Origin of the sequence: Dactylosporangium maewongense (assembly GCF_039531485.1) — a bacterium.
In the GTDB taxonomy this organism is placed as follows: domain Bacteria; phylum Actinomycetota; class Actinomycetes; order Mycobacteriales; family Micromonosporaceae; genus Dactylosporangium; species Dactylosporangium maewongense.
The window spans coordinates 180,814-207,471 of sequence record NZ_BAAAQD010000007.1 but is presented as its reverse complement, the minus strand read 5'-3'; the positions used below and the strand labels follow the sequence as shown (position 1 = coordinate 207,471).

The window sequence follows — 26,658 nt, the reverse complement described above, 5'->3', positions numbered from 1 at the left end:
TAACGGCGTTAGTTAACGGACCGGGTTTCTTGGAGCTTGCATGGACTTCACGCTCAACGACGATCAGCGCGCGATCCGCCAGGTCACCGCCGACTTCGTCAGCCGCGAGATCACCCCGCACGCCGCCGCCTGGGACCGCGCTGAGCACGTCGACCTCGCGATCGTCAAGAAGCTCGCCGACCTGGGGATCTTCGGCATCACGATCCCCGAGGAGCACGGCGGCAGCGGTGGCGACCACACCACGTACTGCCTGGTCCTGGAGGAGCTCGGCAAGGGCGACTCGTCGGTGCGCGGCATCGTGTCGGTGTCCCTCGGCCTGGTCGCCAAGAGCATCAACGGCTACGGCACGCCCGAACAGAAGGCCGCCTGGTTGCCGCGGCTGTGCGCCGGCGACGCCCTGGGCTGCTTCGCGCTGACCGAGCCCGACACGGGCTCCGACGCGGGTGCGCTGTCGACGCGGGCGACCCGGGTCGACGAGGGCTGGCGGCTGGACGGCGCGAAGATGTTCATCACCAACGGCACCTGGGCGCAGGTCGCGGTGGTCTTCGCCCGCACCGGCGGACCGGGCCCGAAAGGGGTGTCGGCCTTCCTGGTGCCGACGGACACGCCGGGCCTGCGGATCGAGGAGATCCACGGCAAGCTCGGCCTGCGCGGGCAGGCGACCGCGGCGCTGACCTTCGAGGGCGTCACGGTCGGCGAGGACGCGCTGCTCGGCGAGCTGGGCCAGGGCTTCAAGATCGCGATGTCGGCCCTGGCGAAAGGCCGGATGTCCCTGGCGGCCGGCTGCGTCGGCATCATCCAGGGCTGCCTCGACGCCGCCGTCGCCTACGCGAAGCAGCGTTCCCAGTTCGGGCGGCCGATCGCCTCGTTCCAGCTGGTGCAGCAGCTCATCGCCGACATCTCCGTCGAGGCCGACGCGGCGCGGCTGCTGACCTGGCGGGTCGCCGACCTGATCGACCGGGGGCTGCCCTTCGCCACCGAGTCGTCCACCGCGAAGCTGTACGCCTCCGAGGCCGCCGTCCGCTCGGCGAACGCGGCGCTGCAGGTCTTCGGCGGTTACGGGTACATCGACGAATACCCCGTCGGCAAGTACCTGCGCGACGCACGGGTCACTACCGTGTACGAGGGGACGAGCCAGATCCAGAAACTCATCATCGGTCGCGCCCTCACCGGCGTGAACGCGTTCGTCTAGGGGGCCTGAATGAGCGGGCAGCGGAGCGCAGCGGAAGGTGGCGGCATGAGCATCGACGTCTACAACCCGGCGACCGAGGAGGTCATCGGGTCCGTTCCGGAGACCGATTCCGTGGACCCGGCCGTTGCCGCCGCCCGGGCCGCCCTCGGGCCGTGGTCGGCGCTGCCGCGGGCCGAGCGCGCCGCGCACCTGGCGGCGCTGCGCGACCTGCTCGTCGCGCACGCCGACGAGCTCGCCGGCATCATCACCGCGGAGATGGGCGCGCCGCTGGCCATCGCCCGCAAGGTGCAGGTGGGCCTGCCGATCGCGGTGCTGTCCTCGATGGTCGACCTGCTCAACCGCGACGAGTGCGAGGAGCGGATCGGCAACTCCCTCGTCGTGCGCGACCCGGTCGGGGTCGTCGCGGCGATCACCCCGTGGAACTATCCGCTGCACCAGACGGTCGCGAAGCTCGCCCCGGCCCTCGCGGCCGGCAACACCGTCGTGCACAAGCCGAGCGAGGTCGCGCCCCTGTCCGCGCTGCGGCTCGCCGAGCTGGTCCGCGAGGCGGGGCTGCCGTCGGGCGTGTACAACCTGGTCACCGGCTACGGCGACCCGACCGGGGCGGCCCTGGCGGGGCACGCCGGGGTGGATCTCGTGTCGTTCACCGGGTCGACGGGCGCCGGCCGTACCGTGGCCGCCCTCGCCGCGTCGCATCTCGCGCGGGTCTCGCTCGAGCTCGGCGGGAAGTCCGCCAACGTGATCCTGCCGGACGCCGACCTGGCCGCCGCGGTGAAGGTCGGCATCGGCAACTGCTACCTGAACTCCGGCCAGACCTGCACCGCCTGGACCCGCCTCCTCGTGCACGAGTCCCAGCACGACGAGGTGGTCGACCTGGCCGTCGCGGCCGCTTCGAAGTACACCGTCGGCGACCCCACCGACCCGGCGACCCGTCTCGGACCCCTCGCCTCCGCCGCCCAGCGCGACCGCGTGCGGTCCTACATCGCGCGTGGCGTCGCCGACGGTGCCCGGATGGCGCTGGGCGACGGCTCCGTGCCCGACGTCGGCTACTACGTGGCGCCGGTCGTCTTCGCCGACGTGGACCCCGCCTCCGTCATCGCGCAGGAGGAGATCTTCGGGCCGGTCCTGTCGATCATCCGGTACCGCGACGAGGACGACGCCGTCCGGATCGCCAACGGGACGCCGTACGGCCTGGCCGGCAGCGTCTGGTCGGGGTCCCCCGAGCGTGCGCTCGCGGTCGCCCGCCGCCTCCGGACCGGTCAGGTCGACGTCAACGGCGGCTCGTTCAACCCCCTCGCGCCGTTCGGCGGGATCGGGGACTCCGGATACGGGCGCGAGCTCGGCGTCCACGGCTTCGAGGAGTTCACGTCGGTGAAGGCGATCCAGCTGTGACGTCCGCGCTGGTACTGCGAGCGGTGGACGGTCCCGCCTCGGTCGAGGACGTCGTGCTGAACCCCGTCGGCCCGTCGCAGGTGCGGGTGCGCCTGGCGGCGGCCGGGGTCTGCCACTCCGACCTGTCCCTGGCCAACGGCACCCTCCGCCAGCCGTTCCCGGTGGTGCTCGGCCACGAGGGCGCCGGCGTCGTCGTGGAGGTCGGGTCCTCCGTCTCGGACATCTCGGTCGGCGACCACGTGGTGCTGAACTGGTCGCCGCCGTGCCGCTCCTGCTGGTTCTGTTCAGCCGGCGAGCCGTATCTGTGCTCGCACGCCGACGACGCCCGCGGGGTGCCCTACGCGCGCACCGCGCTCGGAGACGACCTCTACGCGGGCCTCGGCACCGGGGCGTTCGCCACCGAGACGGTCATCGGCGCGCACGCCTGCATCCCCGTGCCGGCGGACATCCCGCTCGAGGAGGCGGCCCTGCTCGGCTGCGCGGTCCTCACCGGCGTGGGGGCGGTCCTCAACTCCGCCCGGGTGCGTTCCGGGGAATCGGTCGTCGTGATCGGCCTCGGCGGTGTCGGTCTCGCGGCGCTGCAGGGCGCCCGCATCGCCGGGGCGTCCACGGTCATCGCCGTCGACGCGTCCCCGTCGAAGTCTTCGCTGGCGCTGTCGCTGGGCGCGACCCACTTCCTGGCTCCCGGCCCGTCGCTGGCCAAGGAGGTCCGCGCGCTGACCTCCGGCCGGGGCGCCGACCACGCCATCGAATGCGTCGGCCGCGCCGCGACGATCCGCGCCGCCTGGTCCGTGACCCGCCGCGGCGGGCGCGCCACCGTGCTCGGCCTGGGCTCCAGCACCGACGAGGTGACGTTCAACGCCTTGGAGGTGGCGTACTTCGCCCGGACGCTCACCGGGTGCATGTACGGCAGCACCGACCCCGCCGTCGACGTGCCCGTGCTGCTGTCGCACTACCGGTCGGGGGCGCTGAACCTGGCCGCCCTCGTCACCGACCACGTCTCCCTGGCCGAGGTGCCGGCCGCCTTCGACCGCATGCGATCCGGCGTCGGCGCCCGCACCCTCGTGCGTTTCTGACGTCACTCCGGGCGCCCGCACCCGCGCTCCCAACCCGGCAATGGCCGGCGGACGTGTCGCGGGTGCGGCCGCCCGCCGGCGGCGGGGCCGTCGCGGGTGCGGCCGCCCGCCGGCGGCGGGGCCGTCGCGGGGCACGACGCCCGCCCGTTGCGCCGCTGACGCCCGCTCCACCCAGGATTTCGCCCCACGGCGAGCGCACTTCTTGGCGCCGCCCCCTCGAACCACACCGCGCACTGCACCTGGCGTCACATCCAGCACTGCATCTCGGGCCGCACCTCGCCTCGAACCACACCTCGCGGCCTCCCGCCATCCGCTCAGACATTGATCAATGCCCCGATTCACCCCCTCTGCACCCATCAACGCCGCCCCACCCCTCAGGTCGCACCCAGCCTCGAACCGCATCCCGCAGCAGCACTGGCGCCACCTCCAGCGCCGCACCTCACCTCGAACCGCACCTCACGGCCACCCCTCTCACACATACGCTGATCAATGCCCCAACTTGCCCCATTTGCGCCATCGACGCTGCGCGATCCACCCACAAAATGATCTCTGGAATGTGGGTAGATCGCGCAACGTCTATCCGCATGCGCGCGGCCGTGGCCGTTTCGCGGTTGTCCACAAGCGGGCAGTTATCCACAGATCGGCGCAGGCCGCGAAGCGCGAAAAGCGCGGGCGGGGCAGCATTCAGGCATGCACCGGTCACTCCAGCAGTTCGCCGACGCCAACGACGGTGTCGTGCTCCGACGCGCCGCCGTCCGCGTCGTCGATCGGGTTGTTGTCGACCGTGCCGCCGGCTGCGGCCAGATCGTCAGGGTCTGCCCGAAGACGTTCGTCGACTCGGCTCTGGCTGACGACAGGCGGGCACTGCTGCGGGCCGTCGCCCGGTATGGCGGCGAGAGCGGCGCGCTGTCACACACCAGTGCGCTGGAGGTGTGGCGGCTTCCCGCGCCTACCACCGGCCCGATCCATCTCACCATCGGGCCGGGGCACTTCCTGCGCGGAGCGGCGGGCGTCCGTGTCCATCGCCGGATGGCCCCGCTGGACGACGTCGTCGTCCGCGACGGGTTGCGGGTCGTCCGCGTCGAGCGGGCGGTGGTCGACAGCTGGCCGTTGCTGGAGCGGGACCTGGGGCGGGCGGCGGCGATCGTCGCGGTCAACCGCCGCATGACGACACCCGATCGGCTCATGGCGGCCCTGGATCGCGCGCCACGGATCGGTGGGCGGCGCGGGCTGGCACGGCTCGTCGAGCTGCTGCAGGCGGGGTGCAGGAGCCAGCTCGAGCTGTGGGGGTATCAGCGGGTGTTCGCCGGTGCGGGATTCGAGGGCCTGCGATGGCAGGCACCGGTCAGGGTGGGCGGGCACACGGTGTATCTGGACGCCTTCGACCCGCGCACCGGTGTCGACTTCGAGCTCGACGGCACGGAGTTCCACGCCGGTCTCGCCGATCGGGAGCGGGATCTGCGCCGCGACACGGCGCTGCAGGCCGAGGGGCTGACCGTCGTGCGGTTCACCCACGCCCGCCTGCGCCGCGATCCAGACGGTGTTCGGCGCGAGGCGCTGGCGGTCATGAATGCGCGCGCGGACGGATGGTCGCGGCGGTGGTCGTATGCAGAATGACCTCCGCGACCATGGTGGGGTTGTCGCTCATGGGGACGTGGCCGCAGCCGTCGAGGGCGACGTGGTGTGCGTCGGGGAGGCGTTCGCGGGCGACGCCGGCCTGGACCGGCAGGAAGATGCGGTCGCGGGAGCCCCAGGCGACGGTGACCGGGACGTCGGGGCGGGCGGTGTAGGCGTAGGCGCGGCCGTGGCGGGCGACGGCGCCGAAGCCCCTGCCGCCGCGCAGGGCCAGGGTGTCGGCGAGGGCGCGTTCGGCGGTGAGGACGCTCGGGTCGCGCACCAGCCAGCCGAAGGAGAATGCCTTGCCGAAGCCGGTGCGGTAGAAGACCTTCAGCAGCGGCGTGGGGGTGAAGGCGCCGACGCGGTGGCCGCGCAGGATGCTCAGCGCGCGGCGCACCTGGGCGGGGGTGCAGAAGCCGGCGGGCGACAGGGCGGTCGCCGAGCGGGCGTGGCCGGCGGCGGCGAGCTCCAGGGCGATGGCACCGCCGAGGCTGTTGCCGGCGACGTGTGGCCGGTCCAGGCCCGTCTCGGCGAAGTACTCGGCCAGGGCCGCGACGGCGCTCGGCATGCCCTGGTTGTCGGCCGGGGCGGGCGAGCGGCCGAAGCCGGGCAGGTCGATCGCGATCACGTCGTGGTGCTCGGCGAGCAGGTCGATGACCGGCTCCCAGGCGCGCCAGTGGTGGCCGATGCCGTGGATGAGCACAAGCGGCTCACCAGTTCCCTTGCGGACACTGTGCAGGGTCATGCCCACTCCTCCGCTGCGCTCCGGTGCGGTCATGCGGTCACCTCGTATGCCGTGACGTCGAAGCGCTTCATCCGCTGCCGGAAGCGCCAGGTGGACCCCGGCCACAGGGTGGAGTTGCGGCCGGTCGTGTCGATGTACCAGCTGCTGCAGCCACCGGTCGTCCAGACCGTCTTCGCCATACGGCGGTCGACGGCGGCGGTGAAGGCACGCTGCGCCTCCGCGCGCGGCTCGATGCTGCGCGCACGGTCCAGGGTCTTCAGGGCGCCCAGGACGTATTCGATCTGGGCCTCGATCATCAGCACGACCGAGTTGTGGCCGAGGCCGGTGTTAGGGCCGAGCAGGAGGAAGAGGTTGGGGAAGCCGGCGACGGTGGTGCCGCGGTAGGCCTGCGGGCTGCCCTGCCACACCTCGGCCAGGCTGCGGCCGTCGCGGCCACGGACACGTTCGGAGATGGGGAGGTCGGTGACGTGGAAGCCGGTACCGAAGATGATGGTGTCGACCTCGTGCTCGACGCCGTCGCGGGTGACGATCCCTTGTGGACGGACCTCCGCGATCGGCTCGGTCACCACGTCGACGTTGTCCTGGGTCAGCGACGGGTAGTAGGTGTTGGACTTGAGGACCCGCTTGCAGCCCATCGCGTAGTCCGGGGTCAGCTTGGCGCGCAGCGCCGGGTCGGTGACGGCGGAGCGCAGGTTGCGCAGCGCGATCCGTTGCGCGAGCCGCATCACGGGCGGGCGGAGGAAGCCGATGACCGTGGACTCGATCGCCCAGTAGACGATCGTGCGCATCAGGCGTTGAGAGCCGGGGATCCGCTTGTACAGGGTGTGCTCCCAGCGACGCAGTGGGCGTTCGTTGCGCGGCATGACCCACGCGGCGGTGCGCTGGAAGAGGGTCAGGCGGGCGACGGAGGGCTGGATCGCCGGCACGAACTGGATCGCCGAGGCCCCGGTGCCGATGACGGCGACCCTGCGGCCGGTCAGGTCGAGGTCGTGGTTCCAGCGGGAGGAGTGGAAGGTCTCGCCGCGGAAGGTCTCCAGGCCGGCGAGCTTCGGGACGACCGGCTCGTTGAGCGGGCCGCCGGCGCTGATCAGCACGTCGGCGGTCCACTCGCCGCGGGACGTCTCGATCCGCCAGTGCCCGGCGGCGGCGTCCCAGCACGCGAGCCGCACGTCGGTGTCGAAGCGGATGCCGGGCCGCAGCCCGAAGCGGTCCGCGCAGCTTCGCAGGTACTGCCAGATCTCGGGCTGCGGGGAGTACGTGTTGCTCCAGGCCGGGTTCAGCGCGAAGGAGAACGAGTAGACGTGCGAGGGCACGTCGCACGCGCAGCCCGGGTAGGAGTTGTCGCGCCAGGTGCCGCCGAGGTCCGCCGCCCGTTCGAAGACGACGAAGTCGTCGTGGCCGCGCTGCTTGAGCCGGATCGCGGCGCCCAGGCCGCCGAACCCCGCACCGACGATCGCGATCCTGACGTGCATGCAGCCTCCCTGGTACCGACTGGTACCAGGGAGGTTACCACCGGGTATCTTCGCGGGGAAGCTATCCGGTCACAGGCCGAGCAGGCGGTCCAGGAAGTCGCGGTACTGGCGCACCGCGGCCCGCAGCCGCTCCGTGTCCTCGCCGCCCTCCTGCTGCCAGGCGCTCAGCTGCGCCCGCTGCGACTCGAGGGCCCCGGTGACGGCCGTGACCGCCTCGGTGACGAGCTGGTCGGCCTCGCCGGCGACGGACCGCGGGTCGTCGATGAAGCGCAGCTGCAGCTCGCGCCACCGTTCGCGCAGGCCGTCGGCGGCGCCTTCGGCCCAGATCGCTCCGACCGGCACCGTCTCGACCGCCCCGGGCCGCAGGTCCTGCCCGGCCCCGCCCTCCGCGCCGGTGGTGTCGCCGTCCGCCGCTCCGGCCGGCACGGGGACCGCGACGACGTCGCCGGCGTCGAGCGCCTCGCCACCTTCGAGCGCTTCGCTGCTGGCGCCGTCCTCGCCGGCGGTGACGGGCTCGTCGGTCACGACTGGGTCGTCGGTCAGGACCGGCCCGGCGAGGGTGCCGTCCCGGCGGTCGTCCGCGGTGTCAGCATCAGTGTCGTCGGCGACATCGACATCCGCATCGTCGTCGGCACGGTTGCCCGTTGCCGCATAGTCGGACGCGTCGTCGGCGTGGGTGAAGGCGGACGCGTCGTCGGCCCCCGCGTAGGTGGGCGCGTCGTCGATGCGTCCGTCGGTGTGGGCGTCGCGCGTGTCGGAGGCGTTGTCGTCGGTGTGGTCGTCCGTCAGGACGGCGGTGTCGGCGTAACGCGTGCCGGAAGCTTCGTCGTCGGTGCGGTCGTCCGCGAGGACTGCGGTGTGGTCGCCCGCGCGGGTGTCCGACTGGTCCTCCGGCAGGGAGCCGGCCCGGAGCTGGGTCGCGTGGTCCGCGGCCCACGCACGGTCCTCGGCGTCCTCCGCGGCGGCGGCTTCCTCCTCGCCGCGCTCGTCGGCCCGCGACTCGATGTCCGCGGGGACGAAGTCGGCGTCGCCCCGGGCCTCGTCCTCGTCACGGGCCGCGATCTCCTCGGCCGTCTCGTCACGGGTGGGGTTGCCGGTGTCCGTCGCCCCGCCGGCCCAGTCACCGCTCCGATCGTCTGTCCGGTCACCGGAGCCGTCGTCGGCCCGGTCGTCGGAGCGCTCGCCGGTCCAGTCGGCGGAGCCATCGTCGGAGTGGTCGACGGAGCCATCGTCGGCCCGGGTGTCGGAGCGTTCGTCGGCCAGGGTCTCGTCCAAGCGCGCGTCGGCGGCACGGTCCCCCGCCCAGTCGTCGGAGCTGCCGTCGGCCGGGGTGGCGTCCGAACGCTCGTCGGCGGCACGGTTCCCCGTCCAGTCGTCGGAGCCTCCGTCGGACAGGGTGTCGTCCGAGCGGTCGCCGTCGGCGCGGTCCTCGGCGCGCTCTTCCTCCAGGGCCTGGTCGTGGTCGACGAGCTTGACGTCGTCGCGGTCGGCGATGCCGTCGTGGTCGGCGCCGGTCAGGGCGGACTCCGAGGCGTAGGTTCCCGCCGGGTACGTCTCGCCTTCTCGCGCGTCGTCGGTGCGGGCGTCGGCGTCGGCGTCGGCGTCGGCGTCGTGGACAACGCCGGTCTCGTGGTCGGTGTGAGCGGTGCCCACGGCGGTGTCGTCGGTGCTGTCGTCGTCGGAGGGGTGGCGGGGGCCGGGCACGTGCGTCTCGTCGAGGTTGCCGCGTTGATCCTGCATCGGGGGTTTCCTTTCCCGGCCTACGACCGGCGGCTGGTGTCGCGGGGAACGTCCTCGGGGTCGCGCTGCCCGGGCACGTCGGTGTCGCGGACGGCGGAAGCGTCAGCCGCATCGTCGGCACGGACAGCGCCGGCACGGACATGGTCGGCACGGGCGTCGTCAGCGTGGACCGCATTGGCGCGGCCACCGTCAGCACGGCCATCGTCGGCGCGGAGGCCGTCGGCACGGCCATCGGCCGCGCGGACACCGTCAGCACGGACGTCATCGGCACGGACGTCATCGGCACGGACGTCATCGGCACGGACGTCATCGGCGCGGACCGCATGAGCAGCGCGGACGTCGTCGGAGGCGGCAGCGCCGGAGGTAGCAGCGCCGGAGATAGGAGTACCGGAGGGGGCCGCGGATGACGGGGTGGCGCCGGGGGTGGCGTCGACGCCGAGCAGGTCCGAGAACAGGGTGCGGTAGTGGACGACGGCCTGGCGCAGTTGTTCGGTGGTGGCCTCGCCGCGGTCGCTGAGGTCGCTGATCTCGTGCGCGTCGCGGTAGTGGCCGAGGGTGCGCGCGTGCTCGACGGAAAGGTGGGCGACCTGCTCCTCGTACTCGCCGGTCGGGTAGCCGCGCTCGGCGACCAGTTCGGTGACGAGGGCGTCGGCGTCGCGGACGGCGCCGGCGGGGTCGTCGAGGAAGCGGGCCTGGATCTCGGTCCATGCGGTGGTGTACCGGGTGCGCGCCTCCGGGGTGAGCTCGCGCAGCTCCAGCTCGGCGTGGCGGCGCTCCCGCTCGCGGAGCTCCCGTTCGGCGGCGGCGCGGCTGTCACCCTCGGCGACGGCCCGGTCGTACTCGGGGCCGAACCGGTGCTGCAGCGCCCGCCGCCGGGTGACGAACCAGATGCCGTAACCGATCGCCGCGATCACCAGGAGCACGACGATCGTGATGAGAACTTGGGTGGTTGTCATGGCGGTCCTCCTTCACAGGAGGTATGCCCGCCAGACAGTGCGTATCAAACGAAACCAGTAACTATGGACCGACGAGGTGCGTCAGGAAGTCGCGGTAACCGTGGACCGCCGCGCGCAGCTGCTCGGTGTCGTCCCGGCCGCTGGCGCGCCAGGTGCTGAGCTGGTCCTTGCGGGCGTTCAGCGACGCGGTCACCCCGGCGAGGGCGTCGTCGACGAGGCGCTCCGCCTCGCCCGCCGCGGTCTGCGGGTCGTCGACGAACCGCAGCTGCAGCTCCTGCCAGCGGGCCCGGACCTCGTACGCGTGACCCTCCGACGTCAGGGAGGACGTGGACGAGTAGTAGGAGCCGGGCGCCGGCACGGAGGACATCGGCGACGGCATCGCGGGGACGCCGGCCGCGGCGCCGTAGGCGGCCCCGTACGCGGGCATCTGCGCGCCGTTGACGGGCATGTTGCCGTTCGCGGAGGGCATGCCGGGCATGGCGCCGGGCATGGCGCCGGGCATGCCGGTGCCGGGCACCGCCGCGCCGGGCATCGCGGCGCCAGGCATCGCGGCGCCGGGCATCGCGGCGGCAGGCATGCCGGTGCCGGGCATCGCGGCTCCGGGTGTCGCGGCCACGGGCGGGCGGGGGGTGGGCGGGGCCGACGAGGCCGCCGTCTCCTCCTCTTCCTCCTCCTTGCCGCCGCGCAGCAGGATCCAGCCGCCGACCGCCAGGGCCAGCACGACCAGGCCGATCGTGATCGTCGTCGAGTTCATGTGGACCCCCTAGAGGCCGAGGATGCGATCGAGGAACTCGCGGTAGTCGCGCAGCGAGGCGCGCAGGTTCTCGGTGTCGAGGCCGCGGGCGGCCCGCTGCTGGTGCAGCTGGCTGCGCCGGGCGTCCAGGGAGGTGGTCAGGGAGCTGACCGCCTCCTGGACGAGCCGTTCGGCCTCCGAGGCGACCAGGTGCGGGTCGTCGAGGAACTTGGCCTGCAGCTCCTGCCACTTGCCGCGGATACGGTGCCGGTCGCTGTCGTTCCAGAGGGTCGCCAGGGCCCCGGCGGGTGTCCCGCCGGTGTTCGCGCGGAACGGCACGCCGTTGGTCTGCCCGCCGGCCGAGGCGGCGGAACCGCTGGTCTGTCCGGCGGCACCGCTGATCTGCCCGGCCGCACCGCTGGTCGGCCCGGACGGGGAGGAGGTCTGCCCGGTCGAGGTGGAGGGTGGCGCGGGCGCCGGCGGCTCGTCGTCAGGCTGAGGCGCCAGCTCCGGCACCGACTCGTCGGCTTCAGGTTGCATTGCGAGGTCCTACCCAGGCCCACGGAACAAAACCAGGAAAGCGTCAGACCAGGAGCACATCCGGCGCCAGGTCTGATCGCGCGATGTCGGTGTTCAGGGCGATGATGTCACCCAGGGAGCGGCGAAAGTCCACCCCGTACACCCGCCTGATCATCTCCAGTCCGGGGTCGGTGCGGTAGAAGAAGCGGTCGCCGTCGCGCAGCGCCTGGAACTGGCGGCTCCAGATCGCCAGCTGCAGCTCGCCGAACTCGGTGCCGCGCACGTGCGGCTCGGCCACCATGCCGACGAACGCGTCGACGCGGTCGACGGAGCCGTACACCGCCTTGAGCCGGGCGGCGAGGGCGGTGCGTCGCACGCCGCGGGTGACGGAGGTCGACGCCTCCTCCGACGCGGGGTCGACCCGCTTGCCGGCGGCGTCGAACAGGGCGACGAAGTCCAGCGCCGAGGGGTCGTCGACCTCCTTGCCGGCGGTCAGCCGCGGGTCGCGCGGCCACTCCTCGGTCGCCTCGCCGGTGATCGCCCGGAACGTGCGGCGGGCCGGCAGCCCGTACGCGCGGCGCAGCTGGTTGTATCCGGGGATGCCGTGGTCGCGGCCGCGCTGCACGTCGATCGCGCCGAGGTCGACGACGCCGCGGAAGCACTGCGGGAGGGCCGGGCCGTCCAGGCACTGCGGGTTGCCGGCTACCGGGACCTGGAACAGGACGCTGCGCAGCTGGTTGTCGATCTGCTCGTCGTTGCGGTACTCGGCCTCGGCGCCGATGCCCCGCAGCAGCGGCCCGAGCTGCAGCGCCGGGACGAGGTCGGGGTTGAAGTAGGCGACGTTGAGCGGGACGGCCAGCTCGACGTCGGCGCCGTCGGCCTCGACCTGTACGCCGCCGCGGCGCAGCTGGTCCAGCACGGCGGTGCTGTAGCGGTCCGCGGCCGACGAGACCTCCAGCTCGCCGTGGATCATGCTGTGGGCGCGGTACCCGACGGTGGCGAACTCGTTGGACAGCGACGCGTCCACGTCGGGCCGGTAGCCGCGGTACCTCGGCAGGGTGACGCCGAGCGCGGGCAGGAACTGCTCGTAGGTGATGAACTGCTGCTCCGCGATGACGACCCGGCGGGCGATCTGGAAGCGCTGCTCGGCGCTGAGCGTCGCGGGCAGCAGGTCGACGACCCGGTTGTGCTCGCGGGCGAAGAGCGTCTGGACGGCGGTGAGCCCGATGTTCTCGTTGGCCCGCTGGTCGCCGGCGACGACCGCCCGGCCGGGGCGGCCCAGCAGCATCCCGTCGACCGCCATCGCCGGCGCGGTGCCGGGGTCGCCGCGGCTGTCGCGGCGCGGCAGGTAGCCGTCCTGCAGCAGCAGGTGCGGGCCGTTGTTCGTCAGGTCGCCGTCGACCGGGCCCTCCCTCAGCCATTCGAGGCGTTCGCGGGTGCCGCCGTACACCGCCCAGGCGTCGACGTAGGAGCTGACCAGGTTCGTCTGCTGCCGCGGCCCGCCGCCGGGGGCGGGCCTGGGAGCGGGCCTGGAACGGGTGAACGGGATGCCACCGAGCGTGTTGGTGAACGACTCGAGCGGGTCGGCGGCGCTGAACGCGATGTCGGCCTTCTCCGCGGTGCCCTCCTCCCGCAGGCCGATGGTGTGGTCGACGAACTGGCCCCAGACGAAGCCCCACTGGCTCACCCGGCGGTCGGAGAAGATGTTCTGGTTCGTGTCGTTGAAGACGCGGTTGCTGACCCAGCGCACGTCAGGGCCCTGCACCATCGCGGACCGGCCGTCGGCGTAGCGCGCCGGCGCGACCCTGCTGTACGGCTGCCCGGCGCTGCCCCACCGGGGGTGTGCACGGTTGTTGCCGGATCCGTCGAGACTCTGCACCTCCAGGTCGACGCCCCCACCACGCCCCGGCGGCCGGTGCCGGCCGGAGAACCCGGGTGCGACGTCGGCGGCGAGCGCGACGGCCGTGCCCCCGGCCGCCACCACCGCCAGCGCCACGACTTGCACGGAGAACGGGACGAGCTTGCCGATGCGATGACCCATGACTCCTCCACAGGTGCGACCGCCTCGCCGATGGCAATGCTTCGCCGCCCGTGCATGAGCGTCAATGAAGGGGTCTTCAAGTCTGTCTTAAGGCTTGCAGCGACCGACATATCGGAAATATCCGGGCTACAAGCGCCATCGACGCGTGACCGCAACCACCCTTGAGGGGCTTCGCAAGCCGACCGCAAGTGGCCGCCAAGTGGCGCCCGGCAGAGTGCTCAACATGACGACGAACCGCAGCATCTGGGCCGGCCCGACCTTCACGACCACCGCCACGGTGTCAACCCCGCACTTGGACCATGGCAAAACTGCCGCTGGTGCGCCATGACGCGGGTAGCTTCGCCGCGACGCCCGCGGCCAACCCGGCGACCACGTCCGACTTCACCGTTCGCAGGGCCGCGACCGGCCCGGGAAAGTATGCGGTAAGACCCGAGAACGACGTCTCCGGCGCCCAGTCGCGATCGCCCACCAGGCGCCGGTAGTTCAGATCCCCCTTGAGGATGGTCAGCGTCGCCGCCCCGAAGCGGGCGGCGAGGCCGGCGGGCATCTCCGGAAACTCCAGCGGCGCACAGTAGAACGGGTCGGTGACGAGCTCCAGGCTCCCGGCCCGCAGCGCCTCCCACAGCCGCCCCCCGATCTCGCTGCCGTCGCCGAAGCGCCGCAGCTCCGCCAGGACGTCCGCGGTGAGCGCGTCGGAGACGAAGTACGGCGCGGGCTTGACGTGCAGCTCGACGCGGGCGGCCCGGCCGGTGCGCAGCAGGAAGTCGATGAGCACCAGGTCCGGCAGCAGCTCCCGGCCCGCGTTGTCGGCGACCACGCAGACGGTGCCGCCGCCACTTGCAAGCCACTTCCAGAGCCGCTCGGTGTCGTCCGCCACGAGCTCGGCCTGCATGTCGGCGAGTCCGTGCGCGAGCTGGAACCCCAGATCGGCCCGGTTGCCCCACAGCGCCGCCGCCACCAGCGCCGCGGCCTGGTCGTCCTCCGGCAGGGCTTGCAAGGCGTCGAGCGCCGCGAGCTCCGCCGGACCCGGCAGGTCGGCGGCCTTCTGCGGCCCGAACGGGTCGATCCCCTGCCACGGCCCGGGCTCGTGGTAGCCGGTCGCGTGCAGCAGCCGCCGGTAGAAGTAGTTCTCCGCCCACAGGAACGGCACCTCGAACATCGACCGCCCGAAGTACGGCTCGCCCCACCGGTCCCAGTCCTTGCAGTCGTGGGCGTCGCGCGGCAGCGGGGTCACCGTGGGGTCCTGCAAGAACCTTGCAAGCGCGTCCCGGACCGGCGCGGCGAAGGGGAAGTCCGCGAGGACCCTGGCCACGATGGCCGGGTGGCGGTCCCGCAGGACGGCGGCGGCGAACGACGCGGGGTCGGCCCCGGTGATCTGAGGCGGCGTGACGGGCGGCGTGTCGGGCATGGTGCGAGTATCACCCGTAGACTCACGCCCATGGACGACATCGTGTTCTACGGCCTCATCGTGATCGGCGGGCTGCTGCTGGTCGCCATGCTGGTCACCGCGATCGTCCTCGCCACCCGCGTCTGGAAGACCGGGAAATACCTGCAGGCGATGGGCGCGGGCGGCAAGTTCGCGTTCTGGGGCGCGATCATCTACACCATCTCCCCGGTCGACCTGCTGCCCGACCCGATCTACCTCGACGACGTCGGCGTGCTGGGCGCGGCCCTGATCTACCTGACCCGCCTGGCGGCGAAGCACCGGGAGCGCCCGCAGCAGAAGGTCCGCTGACACCGGCAATCACCCCATACGACTCTTTGTGCGGCGTCGCGCCGCGAGTCCTCGATCCGACCGTTATTAATCCACGCTGGTCGATACGCTGCCCTCCCCCTTCCCAGGATGGAGGCAACGTATGAGGTTCAGACGACTGACGGGCGCCGTCACCGTCATGCTCGCCGCCGCGCTCACCGGTGCCCTCGGCGCCGCCAGGCCGGCCGCCGCGCTGCTGCCCGACGCGTTCGGGTTCGCGCTGTGGTCGGGCGGCGTGGTGTCGCAGCAGTGGCCGGCCGCGACCACCGTCAGCCCCAGCGGGGTCGGCCGGTGGCTGGTCAAGTTCCCCGGCATCGCCACCGCCGGCGGCGTCGTGCACGTGACCGCCGTGCACGACGGGTTCGCCACTCCCCCTGGCCGCTGGTGCCAGGCCGAGGCGTGGGGCCCCTCCGGCCCGGACGAGCTCGTCATGGTCAGCTGCTACCGCCCCGGCGGGATTCTCGACTCGCAGCCCGGCTTCTCCGTGCAGTTCGCCCGCAGCTCCGGCGTCTTCGCCGCCTCCCGCTTCGGCTATGTGGACGCGAACAGCGCCGGCGGGATCATCACCCAGTACAACTCGACCGGTGCCGCCAACACCGTCACCAACGCCGGCCCCGGCCTCTACTCGGTCGCGCTGACCGGCCTCGGCACAGCCGGCCCGCAGGCCGGCAACGTCCAGGCCACCGCCGTCAACCCGGCCGCCGGCGCCAGGTGCAAGGTCGCCAGCTGGCAGTCCTCCGCCAACGGCCAGTTCTTCCGCGTCTACTGCTTCAGCTCCGCCGGCGTGCCGACCAACACCCGCTTCACGCTCACATGGACCTACCAGCGCGCCCTGTACGGCGGCGCCTCCCCGCCCTACCGGTTCGGCTACCTCTGGAACACCCCGCCGCTGGGCCCTCCCCTGACGAACTTCAACTCCGCCGGCGGCGGTGGCACCCTGGCCGGCGGTCCCCCGATCTGGACCGTCACGTTCGCCTCGATCGCCGCCCCGCCCGGCAACGTCCAGGTCACCGCGTTCGGCACCACGCCGGACTTCTGCGGCCTGCACTCGCCGTGGACCCCCGGCGCCGGCGCGCTCGGCATCCGCGTCAGCTGCTTCAACAACGCCGGCGCCGCCGTCAACAGCGGCTTCACCGTCGAGTACTCGTCCCGCTTCTGAGGAGCGACCTGAGGAACGACCTGAGGAACGACTCCGAGGAGCGATCCGAGGAGCCATCTGAGGAGCGATCTGAGGGACGGCCGCTGAGGTACACTCTCCGCATGCGTATCAGGCGTTTCGTTGCCGCGGCCGCGCGAGCTCACCGCTCGCCGGACGCTGCTGCCTGATCTTTCCTCCAGTTCAGCCGGCGACCGGAAACGGTTCGCCGGCTGTTTCTGTATGCGCTGCCGGGTCCCGTCCTCCGGTCCATTCCCCGAAGGGCCCACCCATGGACACCCGCCAGATCGTCAGCACGTTCCTCGACTTCTACCGCGAGCGCGGCCACGAGCTCCTCGGCGACGCGACGCTCATCCCGCCGCAGGACGACCCGGTCCTGTTCACGAGCGCGGGCATGCACCCGCTCACGCCGTACATCGAGGGGAAACCGCATCCGCTCGGCCGCCGCCTCACCGGGGTGCAGCGATGCCTGCGCACCACGGACCTCGACGAGGTCGGCGACGACACGCATCTCACGGTGTTCCAGATGCTGGGGTCCTGGTCGCTGGGCGACTACGGCGGCGACCAGAGCCTGCGCTGGGGTTTCGAGCTGCTCCGCGACGGGTTCCAGCTGCCGGTCGAGCGGCTGCACGTCACGGTGTACGAAGAAGACCCGCGCTCGCTGGACACGTGGCGCCAGCTGGGCGTACCGGCGGAACAACTCGGCGACGAGAACTGGTGGTCCAACGGTCCGACCGGCCCGTGCGGCCCCGACTCCGAGATCTTCGTGTGGACCGGCGACGGCCCGCCCACCGGTACACCATCCACCGACGACAACTGGGTCGAGGTGTGGAACCACGTCATGATGCGCCACCGCCGCCACCCCGACGGCAGCCTGAGCCCGCTCGAGCAACCCGGCGTCGACACCGGCATGGGCCTGGAGCGCATGTCCATGGTCCTGCAGGGGAAGCGGTCGGTCTTCGACATCGACGTCTTCGAGCCCTGGCGGCGGTGGACGTCGTCCAGGCTGCTGTGCGACCACCTCCGCTCCTGCGTCGTGGTCGTCGGCGACGGCGTCCACCCGTCCAACACCGGCCGCGGCTACGTCCTGCGCCGCCTCGTCCGCCGCACCCTCACCGAGCTCTGGCGCGACGACCCTTCCCGCACCCTCGGCGACCTGCCCGTCGAGCCCCTCGGCGACACGGTGGAGCGGTTCTCCCTGCGGGTCGACCCCCTCTATGTTCGCGACGTCCTGGTGTACGAGGAACGCCGCTTCCAGGCGCTCCTGCGTCGCGGCCGCCCCCTCGTCCAGCGGCTCCTGCTCCGCGGCCCCCTCACCGACGACGACTTCCACTACCTGCACGACACCCACGGCATCCCCCGCGACCTCGTCGAGGAGGTCCTCACGGCGGCGTAGTTCAGGCGAGCGTCAGGGTCAGCGTCGCGGCGTAGGTCCCCGGCAGCGTGCTGTCGGGGACGGCGAGGATCAGGGTGGCGAAGCAGTGGAACGTGCCCGCGCTGCCGCCCGCCGGCGCCGCGCACAGGGTGGCCCCGCCGGCCAGCCCGCCGGAGCCGGGCACCACCCGTACGCCTGCCGCGGCGTGACCGGAGCCGCCTCCGTCTTCCGCGGCGGGGTCCCACCCCAGCTGTGCGCCGGGGATGGTCGCGTCCGGCCGGGCGCTGTGCACGAAATCCTCGACCTGCGCGGTCACGTTCCAGCCCGGGTTGGTGCCGCGCAGGTCCGTGACCGTGACGGCCGGCAGCCCGCCGATCGCCTCGCCGCCGACGCTGCCGCCGGTGAGCACCGCGACATCGTCCTCGACCGCGAGGGAGAACACGCCGGTCGCGACGTCGGCGTCGACCGTCTGCGCGTGCGGCGCGGCCGGGCTCGCGGTCACGCACTGCGTGCCGCTGGCCTGGTTGTCGCACTCCGGCGGCTGCGGGGCCGTCGCCGGCAACGTGTCGGTGCCGTCGGCGGCGAACGTCGGGTTCGCGCAGCCCGCGAGCGGGTCGGCGCGGGTGATCGCCCCGGGGATCCGCTGCAGCTGCTCAAGCCCCGGCCGCACCAGGTTCACCGGCAGCGGCGCGAAGCCGAGGAACTCGACGTCGCGCTGCCCGCGGCACAGCGCGTACCGACCGAACTCGCTCAACGTGAGGCCGCGCTCCACGGTGAAGCCGGCCTCGGTCGTCGTCGGCACGATCAGCGACGCGTAGGACGACACCGGGTACGCCCGCCGGTCCTGCCCGGCCCCGGACAGCGCCACCCCGACAGCACTCGCGGTCGGCGCGATGTAGTACCCGGCCTGGTTGCGCACCTTCGCGACGGACAGCCTGTTCGCCCGCGCGTACGAGTGCTCCACATAGCCGATCATGCCGTCGCCGCCCGGCTGCACCACCGTCCCGGCGACGCCGGTCGACCCGACCCGGGCCACCTGCCCGCCGACCGGGAACGTCAACGTGGCCCCGCAGGGCGACGGCCGCCCGTGCGCCTGGCAGTAGGCGTCCCACCGGTCCGGGTGCCGCTCGCTCATCCACCCCGTGAACGCGGCCGTGGTGCCCGCCCTGTCCTCGCGCACCACGGGCCTGATCGCCCGCGCCGGCAGCCTGATCGCGGGGTTCTCGGCCGTGACCCGCGGGTCGTCCCACCGCGTGATGTCACCGGTGAAGATCCCGGTGATCGTCCCGCTGGACAGCCGCAGGTCCGTGACCCGCCGGCCGTCGACGGTCAGGTTGTACACGAACGCGAGCCCGCCGCCCGCCACCGGCACGTACGCGAACGGCCGCGCCGGCGGCTGGTCCACCCCGTCGAACCCGTACGGCGTCTCCGACACCGCGAAGTCGACGGCCCCGGCGGCGAACTGCTGCCGCCCGGTGGTGCTGCCCACGTCGGCGTAACTGGCGCGTGGCGCCGCCTGCAGGATCCACGTCCTGACCGCCGGCTGGGCCCAGTTCGACCCGGCCCCGAACACCGGCACACCCACCTCGGCCCGCGCTCCCCCCGGCCAGGCAACCGCACCGGCCACGACGGCGAGCATGACCAGACCCCGGATCTTCATGCCCGGACGCTGCACCCGCCCGTCGAGGAACCGGTCACCCCCACACGTCCGCCGGACATGCAGCACCCGAACTCCCGGTGACCCACCGCCCGCTTGGCGGAAGGTGGGAACGGTGGACGGCGAATATCGTGTCGGCATGGGGATGGCTCAGCAGTTCGCATGGAAATCGGCCGTGATGCGAATGACATGGGTTGTCGTTGCCGCCGCCTCCGTGTCGCTGCTCCTCGATGCGGTGTGGCCTCCGGCCGCGAACGCAGCCGCCGCGGGGGCGTGGGTCGGTGCGTTCTGGACCGTCAGTGAGACCCCCGGCCCGGTGATGCGGTTCCGGGTCAGGCTGGTCCGGTTGGCTGGGCTGGTCGCCGCCGCCGGCGTTGTCTGGGGCGTCGTTGATCTGGCCTGGCCCCTGGAGTCGCAGCCAACCTGGCTCCTCCACCTCGGCTCTGTTTGCGTTGCGTGGATCAGTTGTCTGGCCGTGATCGGGGTCATCGAACTGCGCGTCAGACGACAGCGGGCGAACACGATCGCGAGCAGCGGTCTGCTGTAGCTGTTCAGCGCTTCGCCCCGGTTCCCCGTTGAGCAGGGGCCGTCTGTCGCGTGGCCGATGGGGGATGATGACGCGATGGCCAGACATGCGCGACGACCCCCGAGCCTTGGCTCGGCGCTGTGGACGGCGCTCGTCTGGTTCGTGCTCGGCACCCTGGGGGTCATGCTGATCGCGTGGCTGTCCGGGCTCACGTAATCCGCCTGGACCGGCGAGCGGTGCGGTCGTGCTCGGCCGGCGAATTGCTGGTGTCGACAACTACCTGTCGCATGCCCGATTCGAACTGGAAGCCCCGGCACGCATCCGTGAGGACGACTGTCGGGAATCGGTCGGACGGCGGCACGTGACAGCGGGCATTCATACCCTGCCGGGCATGAAACAGATCTTGGCGGTCGAGCACCTGCGCAACCTGGTCCTGATGGTCTTCGGTGTGCTCCCGCTCGCCGGAATCGTGGGCTGGCTCCTGCTGATCAGCACGGACGGCGATACCGAAGCCTCGTTCCGGATCCGGATCGGTGTCATCATCGCGGCCGCGATCCTCATCGCCGGGGGCGCAGCGCTCTGGCTGATGGCGGTCATGTTCCGGCCGCGCCGGTATCTCGACGACATGGCCAGGCTGGCCCGTGGCGATTGCTGGGCACACTGGACCTACGACGAGCAGCAGTGGCGTACCGCCAACACGATCGAGGCCGCCCGGCGGCGACGCGGGAACCTCGGCGCCCACCTCATGATCGGCCTCGGCGTCCTGATCGCCTTCATCGGTCTGGTTTGGGACGACCCGGCCGCCGCCGCGTTCGCCGGGGTCGGTGTGCTCTGCGTGGTGGTCGGCGTGGCCGTCGTCGCGGCCGCAGCGTTGGGCGGGACCGGGCTGCCGTCCCGCGGCGGGCGCACCGGCGAGCTGTGGATCAGCGCGCTTGGCGTGCTGCGCCGGCCGGGCCGCTACACGGCCTTCGCCCCGACCGGCCCGTTGACCGAGGTCACGCTGGTGGCAGGCCGGCCGATGCGGGTGGTGTTCACGACGACCATCAGCAGCGGCGACGGCGTCATGCAGGAGCACCAGCTGGCGGACCTCCTGGTGCCGTCAGGGCGCGAGGAGGAGGCCAGGGCACTCGTCCAGCGCTTCAACGCCGAGGTCGTCGCACACTGAGACGCCGCGCCCGGCAGCCATGCCAGGGTGTCCGCTCCCCGATGTGGACCGTCACGGTCCAGCCGGCAGGCCGGCTCAGGTGGTGGCAGGGCCGCCGGGGAATGGCGGCCCTGCACCGGGTGGGTCAGGAGGGGTCGTAGGCGAGGTTGGGGCGGAGCCAGCGCTCGACTTCCTCGACGGGGAGGCCGCGGCGGGTGGCGTAGTCCTCGATCTGGTCGCGGTTGACCCGGCCCACGGTGAAGTAGCGGGAGTCGGGGTGGGCGAAGATCAGGCCGCTGACCGCGGCGGCCGGGGTCATGGCGAAGGACTCGGTGAGGGCCAGGCCCAGCTTGCCGGCCTCGAGGAGGTCGAACAGGGCCTGCTTGAGGGAGTGGTCGGGGCTGGCCGGGTAGCCGAGGGCGGGGCGGATGCCGCGGAAGCGCTCGGCGTGCAGGTCCTCCAGGGCGGGCTGGGCGTCGGGCTCGAACCAGGCGCGGCGGGCCTCCAGGTGGATCCACTCGGCGAAGGCCTCGGCGAGGCGGTCGGCCAGCGCCTTCACCAGGATGGCGCGGTAGTCGTCGTTGTCGGCCTCGTACCGGGCGGCGAGCTCCTCGGCGCCGTGGATGGCGACGGCGAAGCCGCCCAGGTGGTCGGGGAACGCTTCGCCGGAGGAACCGGAGGAAGCAGGGGCGATGTAGTCGGCGAGGCAGCGGTTCTCGCGGCCGTCGGGCTTCTCCGTCTGCTGGCGCAGCATCGGGAACTTCACGCCGTTGTCCAGGACGATGTCGTCGCCCACGGAAGCGGCGGGCCAGAAGCCGTAGGCGCCGCGCGCGGAGAGGGTGCCGTTGGCGATGATCTCGTCGAGCAGGGTGTTGCCCTCGGCGAAGAGCTCGGCGGCGACGGGCTGGTCGAGGATCGCGGGGTACTTGCCCTTCAGCTCCCACGCGAGGAAGAAGAACTGCCAGTCGATCATCTCGCGGAGGACCTGCAGGGGCGGCTCGACGACCCGTACACCCGTGAAGTCCGGCGTGGGGATGGCGTCGAACGACACGTCCGAGGCGTTGGCCCGGGCCTGCGCGAGGGTGAGCAGCGCGGTGTGGCGGCGCTCGGCGTGCTGGCGGCGCAGGCGCTCCTGCTCCTCGCGGTTGTCGGCGGTGAGCTGCTCGACCCGGTCCGCGTCCAGCAGGCCGGCGACGACCCCGACCACCCGCGAGGCGTCCTGCACGTGGACGGTGTTGCCGTCGTACGCCGGAGCCACCCGCACCGCCGTGTGCTGGCGCGACGTGGTGGCGCCGCCGATGAGCAGGGGCAGCTTCAGGCCGCGGCGCTGCATCTCGGCGGCGACGGCGACCATCTCGTCCAGCGACGGCGTGATGAGGCCGGACAGGCCGATCGCGTCGGCGCCCTCGGCGACCGCGGTGTCCAGGATCTTCGCCGCCGGGACCATGACGCCGAGGTCGATGACCTCGTAGTTGTTGCAGCCGAGGACGACGCCGACGATGTTCTTGCCGATGTCGTGGACGTCGCCCTTGACGGTCGCCATGACGACCTTGCCCTGGCCGCTGCGGCTCTGAGGACGGGCAGCGGCACTCTCGGCGGCACTCTCGGTGGCACTCTCGGCGAGCGCCGCGGCGCGGGCGGCCTCCTTCTCGGCCTCCATGAACGGCTCGAGGTAGGCGACGGAGCGCTTCATCACGCGGGCGCTCTTCACCACCTGCGGCAGGAACATCTTGCCGCTGCCGAAGAGGTCGCCGACGACCTTCATGCCGTCCATCAGCGGGCCCTCGATGACCTCCAGGGGACGGTTGGCGGCGAGGCGCGCCTCCTCGGTGTCCTCCTCGATGAAGTCGACGATGCCGTGCACGAGCGCGTGCGACAGCCGCTCGTTGACCGGGGCCTCGCGCCACGACAGGTCGACGACCCGGGAGGTGCCGGGGCCGCTGACCGTGCCGGCGAACGTGACGAGCCGGTCGGTGGCGTCCTCGCGCCGGTCGAACAGGACGTCCTCGACGAGCTCGAGCAGGTCGGCGGGGATGTCGGCGTAGACGGCGAGCTGGCCGGCGTTGACGATGCCCATGTCGAGGCCGGCCCGGACGGCGTGCAGCAGGAACGCGGAGTGCATCGCCTCGCGCACGACGTCGTTGCCGCGGAAGGAGAACGACAGGTTCGAGATGCCGCCGCTGGTACGGACGCCGGGGCAGCGCTGCTTGATCAGCGGCAGGGCGTCGATGAAGGCCTTCGCGTAGCCGTTGTGCTCGGCGATGCCGGTGGCGACGGCGAGCACGTTCGGGTCGAAGATGATGTCCTCGGGCGCGAAGCCGGCCTTGTTCACCAGCAGGTCGTACGCCCGGCCGCAGATCTCGACCTTGCGCTCGGTGGTGTCGGCCTGGCCGAGCTCGTCGAACGCCATGACGACCACGCCGGCGCCGTAGGAGCGGATGATCCGCGCCTGCTCCAGGAACGGCTCCTCGCCCTCCTTGAGGCTGATCGAGTTGACGACGCCCTTGCCCTGCACGCACTTCAGGCCGGCCTCGAGCACGCTCCAGCGCGAGCTGTCGATCATGATCGGGATGCGGGCGACCTCGGGCTCGGTGGCGATGAGGTTCAGGAACGTGGTCATCGCCTGCTCGCTGTCGAGCAGGTCGGCGTCCATGTTGACGTCGAGGAGGTTGGCGCCGCCGCGGACCTGCTCAAGGGCGACGTCGACCGCGCCCTGGTGGTCGTCGGACTCGATGAGCCGGCGGAAGCGCTTCGAACCGGTGACGTTGGTCCGCTCGCCGATCATGACGAAGCCGGTGTCGGGACCGATCTCGAACGGCTCCAGGCCGCTGAACCGGGTCGCCGGGGCGAGCTTCGGGACGTGCCGCGGCGCCATCCCCCGGACCGCCTCGGCGATCTTGCCGATGTGGGCGGGTGACGTACCGCAGCAGCCGCCGACGACGTTGACCAGCTTGTCGGACACGAAGCCGGCGAGCAGGCTCCCGGTCTCGGCGGGGGTCTGGTCATAACCGCCGAACGCGTTGGGCAGGCCCGCGTTGGGGTGCGCCGCGACATATGTGCCGGCGAAGCGGGCCAGGTCGGCGACGTGCGGGCGCATCTCCGTCGCGCCGAGCGAGCAGTTGACGCCGACGATGAGCGGGTCGGCGTGCTCGACGGAGCGCCAGAACGCCTCGACGGTCTGCCCGGACAGCGTCCGGCCGCTCAGGTCGACGATCGTGACCGAGATCCACAGCGGCAGGTGCGGCGCGACGTCGCGGGCCGCGGCGACGGCCGCCTTCACGTTGAGCGTGTCGAAGATGGTCTCAATGAGCAGCAGGTCCACGCCGCCCTCGGCGAGCGCGCTGATCTGCTCCGCGTACGTGGCGCGGACCGTGTCGAACGTCACTGCCCGGTAGGACGGGTCCTCGACCTTCGGCGACAGCGACAGCGTGACGTTCAGCGGGCCGACCGACCCGGCGACGAACCGCGGCCGGTCCGGCGTGGAGAACTCGTCCGCCGCCTGGCGCGCCAGCCGGGCGCCCTGCACGTTCATCTCGCGGACCAGCGACTCCAGGCCGTAGTCGGCCTGGGCGATGCTGGTGGCGGTGAAGGTGTTGGTGGTGGTGATGTCGGCGCCGGCGGCCAGGTATTGCCGGTGGACGTCGAGGATCACGTCGGGGCGGGTCAGGATCAGCAGGTCCGGGTCGCCCGTGACGTCCTTCGGGTGGTCCGGGGCGATCAGGTCCGCACGGTAGTCGGCGGGAGTGAGGCCGGCGGCCTGCAGCATGGTGCCCCATGCGCCGTCGAGCACGACCACCCGCTCGTCGAGGAGCTTGCGCAGATCTGCGATCGCCATGGGATCCACCTTCCGTGGGTCAGACGGAAGGCGCCCTTGCAGACAGTGATTCCAGGTCGAGCGTGGCGGATCGTCGATGATCCGTTGCAGCGCCTCTCGCCCCGATCCCAGATTCTAGCCTGTTACCGTGGTTCGCCGTCACGCAGTCGAGCTTGGATTGAGCTTGGACCTGGCCGCATCGACCGTCCCGATGTGGCTGACGATCCCGACCTGATCAGGAGTCCCGTCATGAGCGCGCAAAGTTCGGAATCGATCGCGGTCAACGCCGCCCTTGACGTGGTGCGGGCCGTCGAGCCGCGGATCGCGGACGCCATCGCCGGCGAGCTGACCGCCCAGCGCGAGTCGCTCAAGCTCATCGCCAGTGAGAACTACGCCTCACCCGCGACACTCCTCGCGATGGGCAACTGGCTCAGCGACAAGTACGCCGAAGGCACTGTCGGCCGCCGCTTCTACGCCGGATGCCAGCAGGTCGACACCGTCGAGTCGATCGCCGCGGAGCACGCCCGGGAACTGTTCGGCGCGTCACACGCCTATGTCCAACCACATTCTGGGATCGACGCGAATCTCGTCGCCTTCTGGGCGGTCCTGGCGCAGAAGGTCGAGGCGCCGTTCCTGCGCGAGAAGTCCGTCCGCCAGGTCAACGACCTCACCGAGAGTGACTGGGCGCAGCTGCGGCACGACTTCGGCGACCAGCGGATGCTCGGCATGTCCCTGGACGCCGGCGGGCACCTGACCCACGGCTTCCGGCCCAACATCTCCGGCAAGATGTTCCACCAGCGCAGCTACGGCACCAACCCGGAGACGGGCCTGCTGGACTACGACGCGCTGCGGGAGACCGCCCGCGAGTTCCGGCCGATGATCATCGTCGGTGGCTATTCGGCGTACCCCCGGAAGGTGAACTTCGCGAAGCTCCGCGAGATCGCGGACGAGGTCGGCGCCACCCTCATGGTCGACATGGCGCACTTCGCCGGGCTCGTCGCCGGCAAGGTGTTCACCGGCGACTTCGACCCGGTGCCGCACGCCCACATCGTCACCACCACGACCCACAAGACGCTGCGCGGCCCGCGCGGCGGCATGGTCCTCTGCCAGGCGGAGCTCGCCGACCAGGTCGACCGCGGCTGCCCGATGGTGCTCGGCGGCCCGCTGCCGCACGTCATGGCCGCCAAGGCCGTCGCGCTCGCCGAGGCCCGCACCCAGTCGTTCCGCGACTACGCGCAGCGCGTCGTCGACAACGCCGCCGCGCTCGCCGAGGGCCTGCAGCGCCGCGGCGTCCGCCTCGTCACCGGCGGCACCGAGAACCACCTGGTGCTCATCGACGCCTCGCAGCTGAGCGGCGCGCCGACCGGCCTCACCGGCCGCCAGGCGGAGGCGGCGCTGCTGGACGCCGGCATCGTCACCAACCGCAACTCGATCCCGCAGGACCCCAACGGCGCCTGGTACACCTCCGGCGTGCGCATCGGCACCCCGGCGCTCACCACGCGCGGCCTCGGCGTCGCCGAGATGGACACGATCGCCGAGCTCATCGCCACCGTGCTGAGCAGCACCCGGCCGGCGGCGGACTCGAAGGCGAAGTACACCCTCGACGAGTCGGTCGCGGCCAAGGTGTCCGGCCAGGCGTCCGAGCTGCTCGCCGGGTTCCCGCTGTACCCCGGGATCACCCTGCGCTGAACCACCGCGGCGGCAGCCGTGCCCCCACCGGACATCGACCGACGGGTATGGTTGCCGCCAC

The 26,658-nt window shown here is 72.0% G+C and carries 20 protein-coding genes and 1 riboswitch; of the genes, 10 read left to right on the top strand and 10 right to left on the bottom strand.

Annotation, left to right across the window (positions count from 1 at the left end):
* The first annotated feature begins 40 nt into the window (after positions 1–40).
* The 4 genes from ABD332_RS19700 to ABD332_RS19685 all read left to right on the top strand — a co-directional run bounded on the left by ABD332_RS19700 (position 41) and on the right by ABD332_RS19685 (position 5,277).
* The gene (locus tag ABD332_RS19700; RefSeq protein WP_344503442.1) at positions 41–1,192 is read left to right on the top strand and encodes an acyl-CoA dehydrogenase family protein; all 1,152 of its coding nucleotides are present in this window, start codon (positions 41–43) and stop codon (positions 1,190–1,192) included.
* A gap of 45 nt (positions 1,193–1,237) precedes the next feature.
* On the top strand, positions 1,238–2,584 hold the full coding sequence (locus ABD332_RS19695; RefSeq protein WP_344503441.1) for an aldehyde dehydrogenase family protein: 1,347 nt from the start codon (positions 1,238–1,240) through the stop codon (positions 2,582–2,584).
* The gene (locus ABD332_RS19690) at positions 2,581–3,660 is read left to right on the top strand and encodes a zinc-binding dehydrogenase (protein ID WP_344503440.1); all 1,080 of its coding nucleotides are present in this window, start codon (positions 2,581–2,583) and stop codon (positions 3,658–3,660) included. Before ABD332_RS19695 ends, ABD332_RS19690 begins: the two co-directional genes overlap by 4 nt.
* A gap of 690 nt (positions 3,661–4,350) precedes the next feature.
* Positions 4,351–5,277 (top strand): DUF559 domain-containing protein, encoded by a 927-nt coding sequence (locus ABD332_RS19685; RefSeq protein WP_344503439.1) that lies wholly within the window; start codon positions 4,351–4,353, stop codon positions 5,275–5,277.
* On the opposite strand, the gene ABD332_RS19680 is transcribed toward ABD332_RS19685, so the two are convergent.
* From ABD332_RS19680 to ABD332_RS19645, 8 genes are all read right to left on the bottom strand, one after another.
* The gene (locus ABD332_RS19680) at positions 5,225–6,055 is read right to left on the bottom strand and encodes an alpha/beta fold hydrolase (RefSeq protein ID WP_344503438.1); all 831 of its coding nucleotides are present in this window, start codon (positions 6,053–6,055) and stop codon (positions 5,225–5,227) included. The two genes, ABD332_RS19685 and ABD332_RS19680, sit on opposite strands and share 53 nt — an antisense overlap.
* Complete coding sequence (locus ABD332_RS19675) at positions 6,052–7,494, bottom strand: flavin-containing monooxygenase (RefSeq protein ID WP_344503437.1); 1,443 nt, start codon at positions 7,492–7,494, stop codon at positions 6,052–6,054. The genes ABD332_RS19680 and ABD332_RS19675 overlap by 4 nt, the downstream gene beginning before the upstream one ends.
* Before the next feature lie 69 nt (positions 7,495–7,563).
* On the bottom strand, positions 7,564–9,234 hold the full coding sequence (locus ABD332_RS19670) for a hypothetical protein (protein WP_344503436.1): 1,671 nt from the start codon (positions 9,232–9,234) through the stop codon (positions 7,564–7,566).
* 20 nt (positions 9,235–9,254) lie between these two features.
* Complete coding sequence (locus ABD332_RS19665; RefSeq protein WP_344503435.1) at positions 9,255–10,190, bottom strand: hypothetical protein; 936 nt, start codon at positions 10,188–10,190, stop codon at positions 9,255–9,257.
* 61 nt (positions 10,191–10,251) lie between these two features.
* Complete coding sequence (locus ABD332_RS19660; RefSeq protein WP_344503434.1) at positions 10,252–10,944, bottom strand: hypothetical protein; 693 nt, start codon at positions 10,942–10,944, stop codon at positions 10,252–10,254.
* Between the two features lie 9 nt (positions 10,945–10,953).
* A complete protein-coding gene (locus ABD332_RS19655) occupies positions 10,954–11,463 on the bottom strand; it encodes a hypothetical protein (RefSeq protein WP_344503433.1) in 510 nt (169 codons plus the stop codon).
* A 43-nt stretch (positions 11,464–11,506) separates the two neighbouring features.
* Positions 11,507–13,483, bottom strand: coding sequence for a peroxidase family protein (locus ABD332_RS19650; RefSeq protein WP_344503432.1), 1,977 nt, complete (start codon positions 13,481–13,483; stop codon positions 11,507–11,509).
* A gap of 280 nt (positions 13,484–13,763) precedes the next feature.
* Positions 13,764–14,891, bottom strand: coding sequence for a damage-control phosphatase ARMT1 family protein (locus ABD332_RS19645; RefSeq protein WP_344503431.1), 1,128 nt, complete (start codon positions 14,889–14,891; stop codon positions 13,764–13,766).
* 30 nt (positions 14,892–14,921) lie between these two features.
* Between ABD332_RS19645 and ABD332_RS19640 the strand changes: the two genes are divergently transcribed.
* The 3 genes from ABD332_RS19640 to ABD332_RS19630 all read left to right on the top strand — a co-directional run bounded on the left by ABD332_RS19640 (position 14,922) and on the right by ABD332_RS19630 (position 17,788).
* Positions 14,922–15,218, top strand: a complete 297-nt coding sequence (locus ABD332_RS19640; RefSeq protein WP_344503430.1) for a DUF1232 domain-containing protein — start codon at positions 14,922–14,924, stop codon at positions 15,216–15,218.
* Between the two features lie 121 nt (positions 15,219–15,339).
* Positions 15,340–16,395 carry a hypothetical protein gene (locus tag ABD332_RS19635; RefSeq protein ID WP_344503429.1) on the top strand — a complete coding sequence of 352 codons (1,056 nt, stop codon included), beginning with the start codon at positions 15,340–15,342 and terminating at the stop codon, positions 16,393–16,395.
* A 268-nt stretch (positions 16,396–16,663) separates the two neighbouring features.
* Positions 16,664–17,788, top strand: a complete 1,125-nt coding sequence (locus ABD332_RS19630) for an alanine--tRNA ligase-related protein (protein WP_344503428.1) — start codon at positions 16,664–16,666, stop codon at positions 17,786–17,788.
* Between the two features lies 1 nt (position 17,789).
* On the opposite strand, the gene ABD332_RS19625 is transcribed toward ABD332_RS19630, so the two are convergent.
* Positions 17,790–19,427, bottom strand: a complete 1,638-nt coding sequence (locus tag ABD332_RS19625; RefSeq protein ID WP_344503427.1) for a substrate-binding domain-containing protein — start codon at positions 19,425–19,427, stop codon at positions 17,790–17,792.
* 112 nt (positions 19,428–19,539) lie between these two features.
* Between ABD332_RS19625 and ABD332_RS19620 the strand changes: the two genes are divergently transcribed.
* Both ABD332_RS19620 and ABD332_RS19615 read left to right on the top strand, forming a co-directional pair.
* Positions 19,540–19,971, top strand: coding sequence for a hypothetical protein (locus ABD332_RS19620; RefSeq protein ID WP_344503426.1), 432 nt, complete (start codon positions 19,540–19,542; stop codon positions 19,969–19,971).
* 223 nt (positions 19,972–20,194) lie between these two features.
* A complete protein-coding gene (locus ABD332_RS19615) occupies positions 20,195–21,115 on the top strand; it encodes a hypothetical protein (RefSeq protein WP_344503425.1) in 921 nt (306 codons plus the stop codon).
* A 124-nt stretch (positions 21,116–21,239) separates the two neighbouring features.
* Here the strand turns inward: ABD332_RS19615 and metH are convergent, their stop codons facing one another.
* Positions 21,240–24,929, bottom strand: coding sequence for a methionine synthase (metH, locus tag ABD332_RS19610; RefSeq protein WP_344503424.1), 3,690 nt, complete (start codon positions 24,927–24,929; stop codon positions 21,240–21,242).
* A 21-nt stretch (positions 24,930–24,950) separates the two neighbouring features.
* Positions 24,951–25,033: riboswitch (S-adenosyl-L-homocysteine riboswitch) on the bottom strand.
* Positions 25,034–25,157: 124 nt separating this feature from the next.
* Between metH and ABD332_RS19605 the strand changes: the two genes are divergently transcribed.
* Positions 25,158–26,597 (top strand): glycine hydroxymethyltransferase, encoded by a 1,440-nt coding sequence (locus tag ABD332_RS19605; protein WP_344503423.1) that lies wholly within the window; start codon positions 25,158–25,160, stop codon positions 26,595–26,597.
* Positions 26,598–26,658 lie beyond the last annotated feature (61 nt).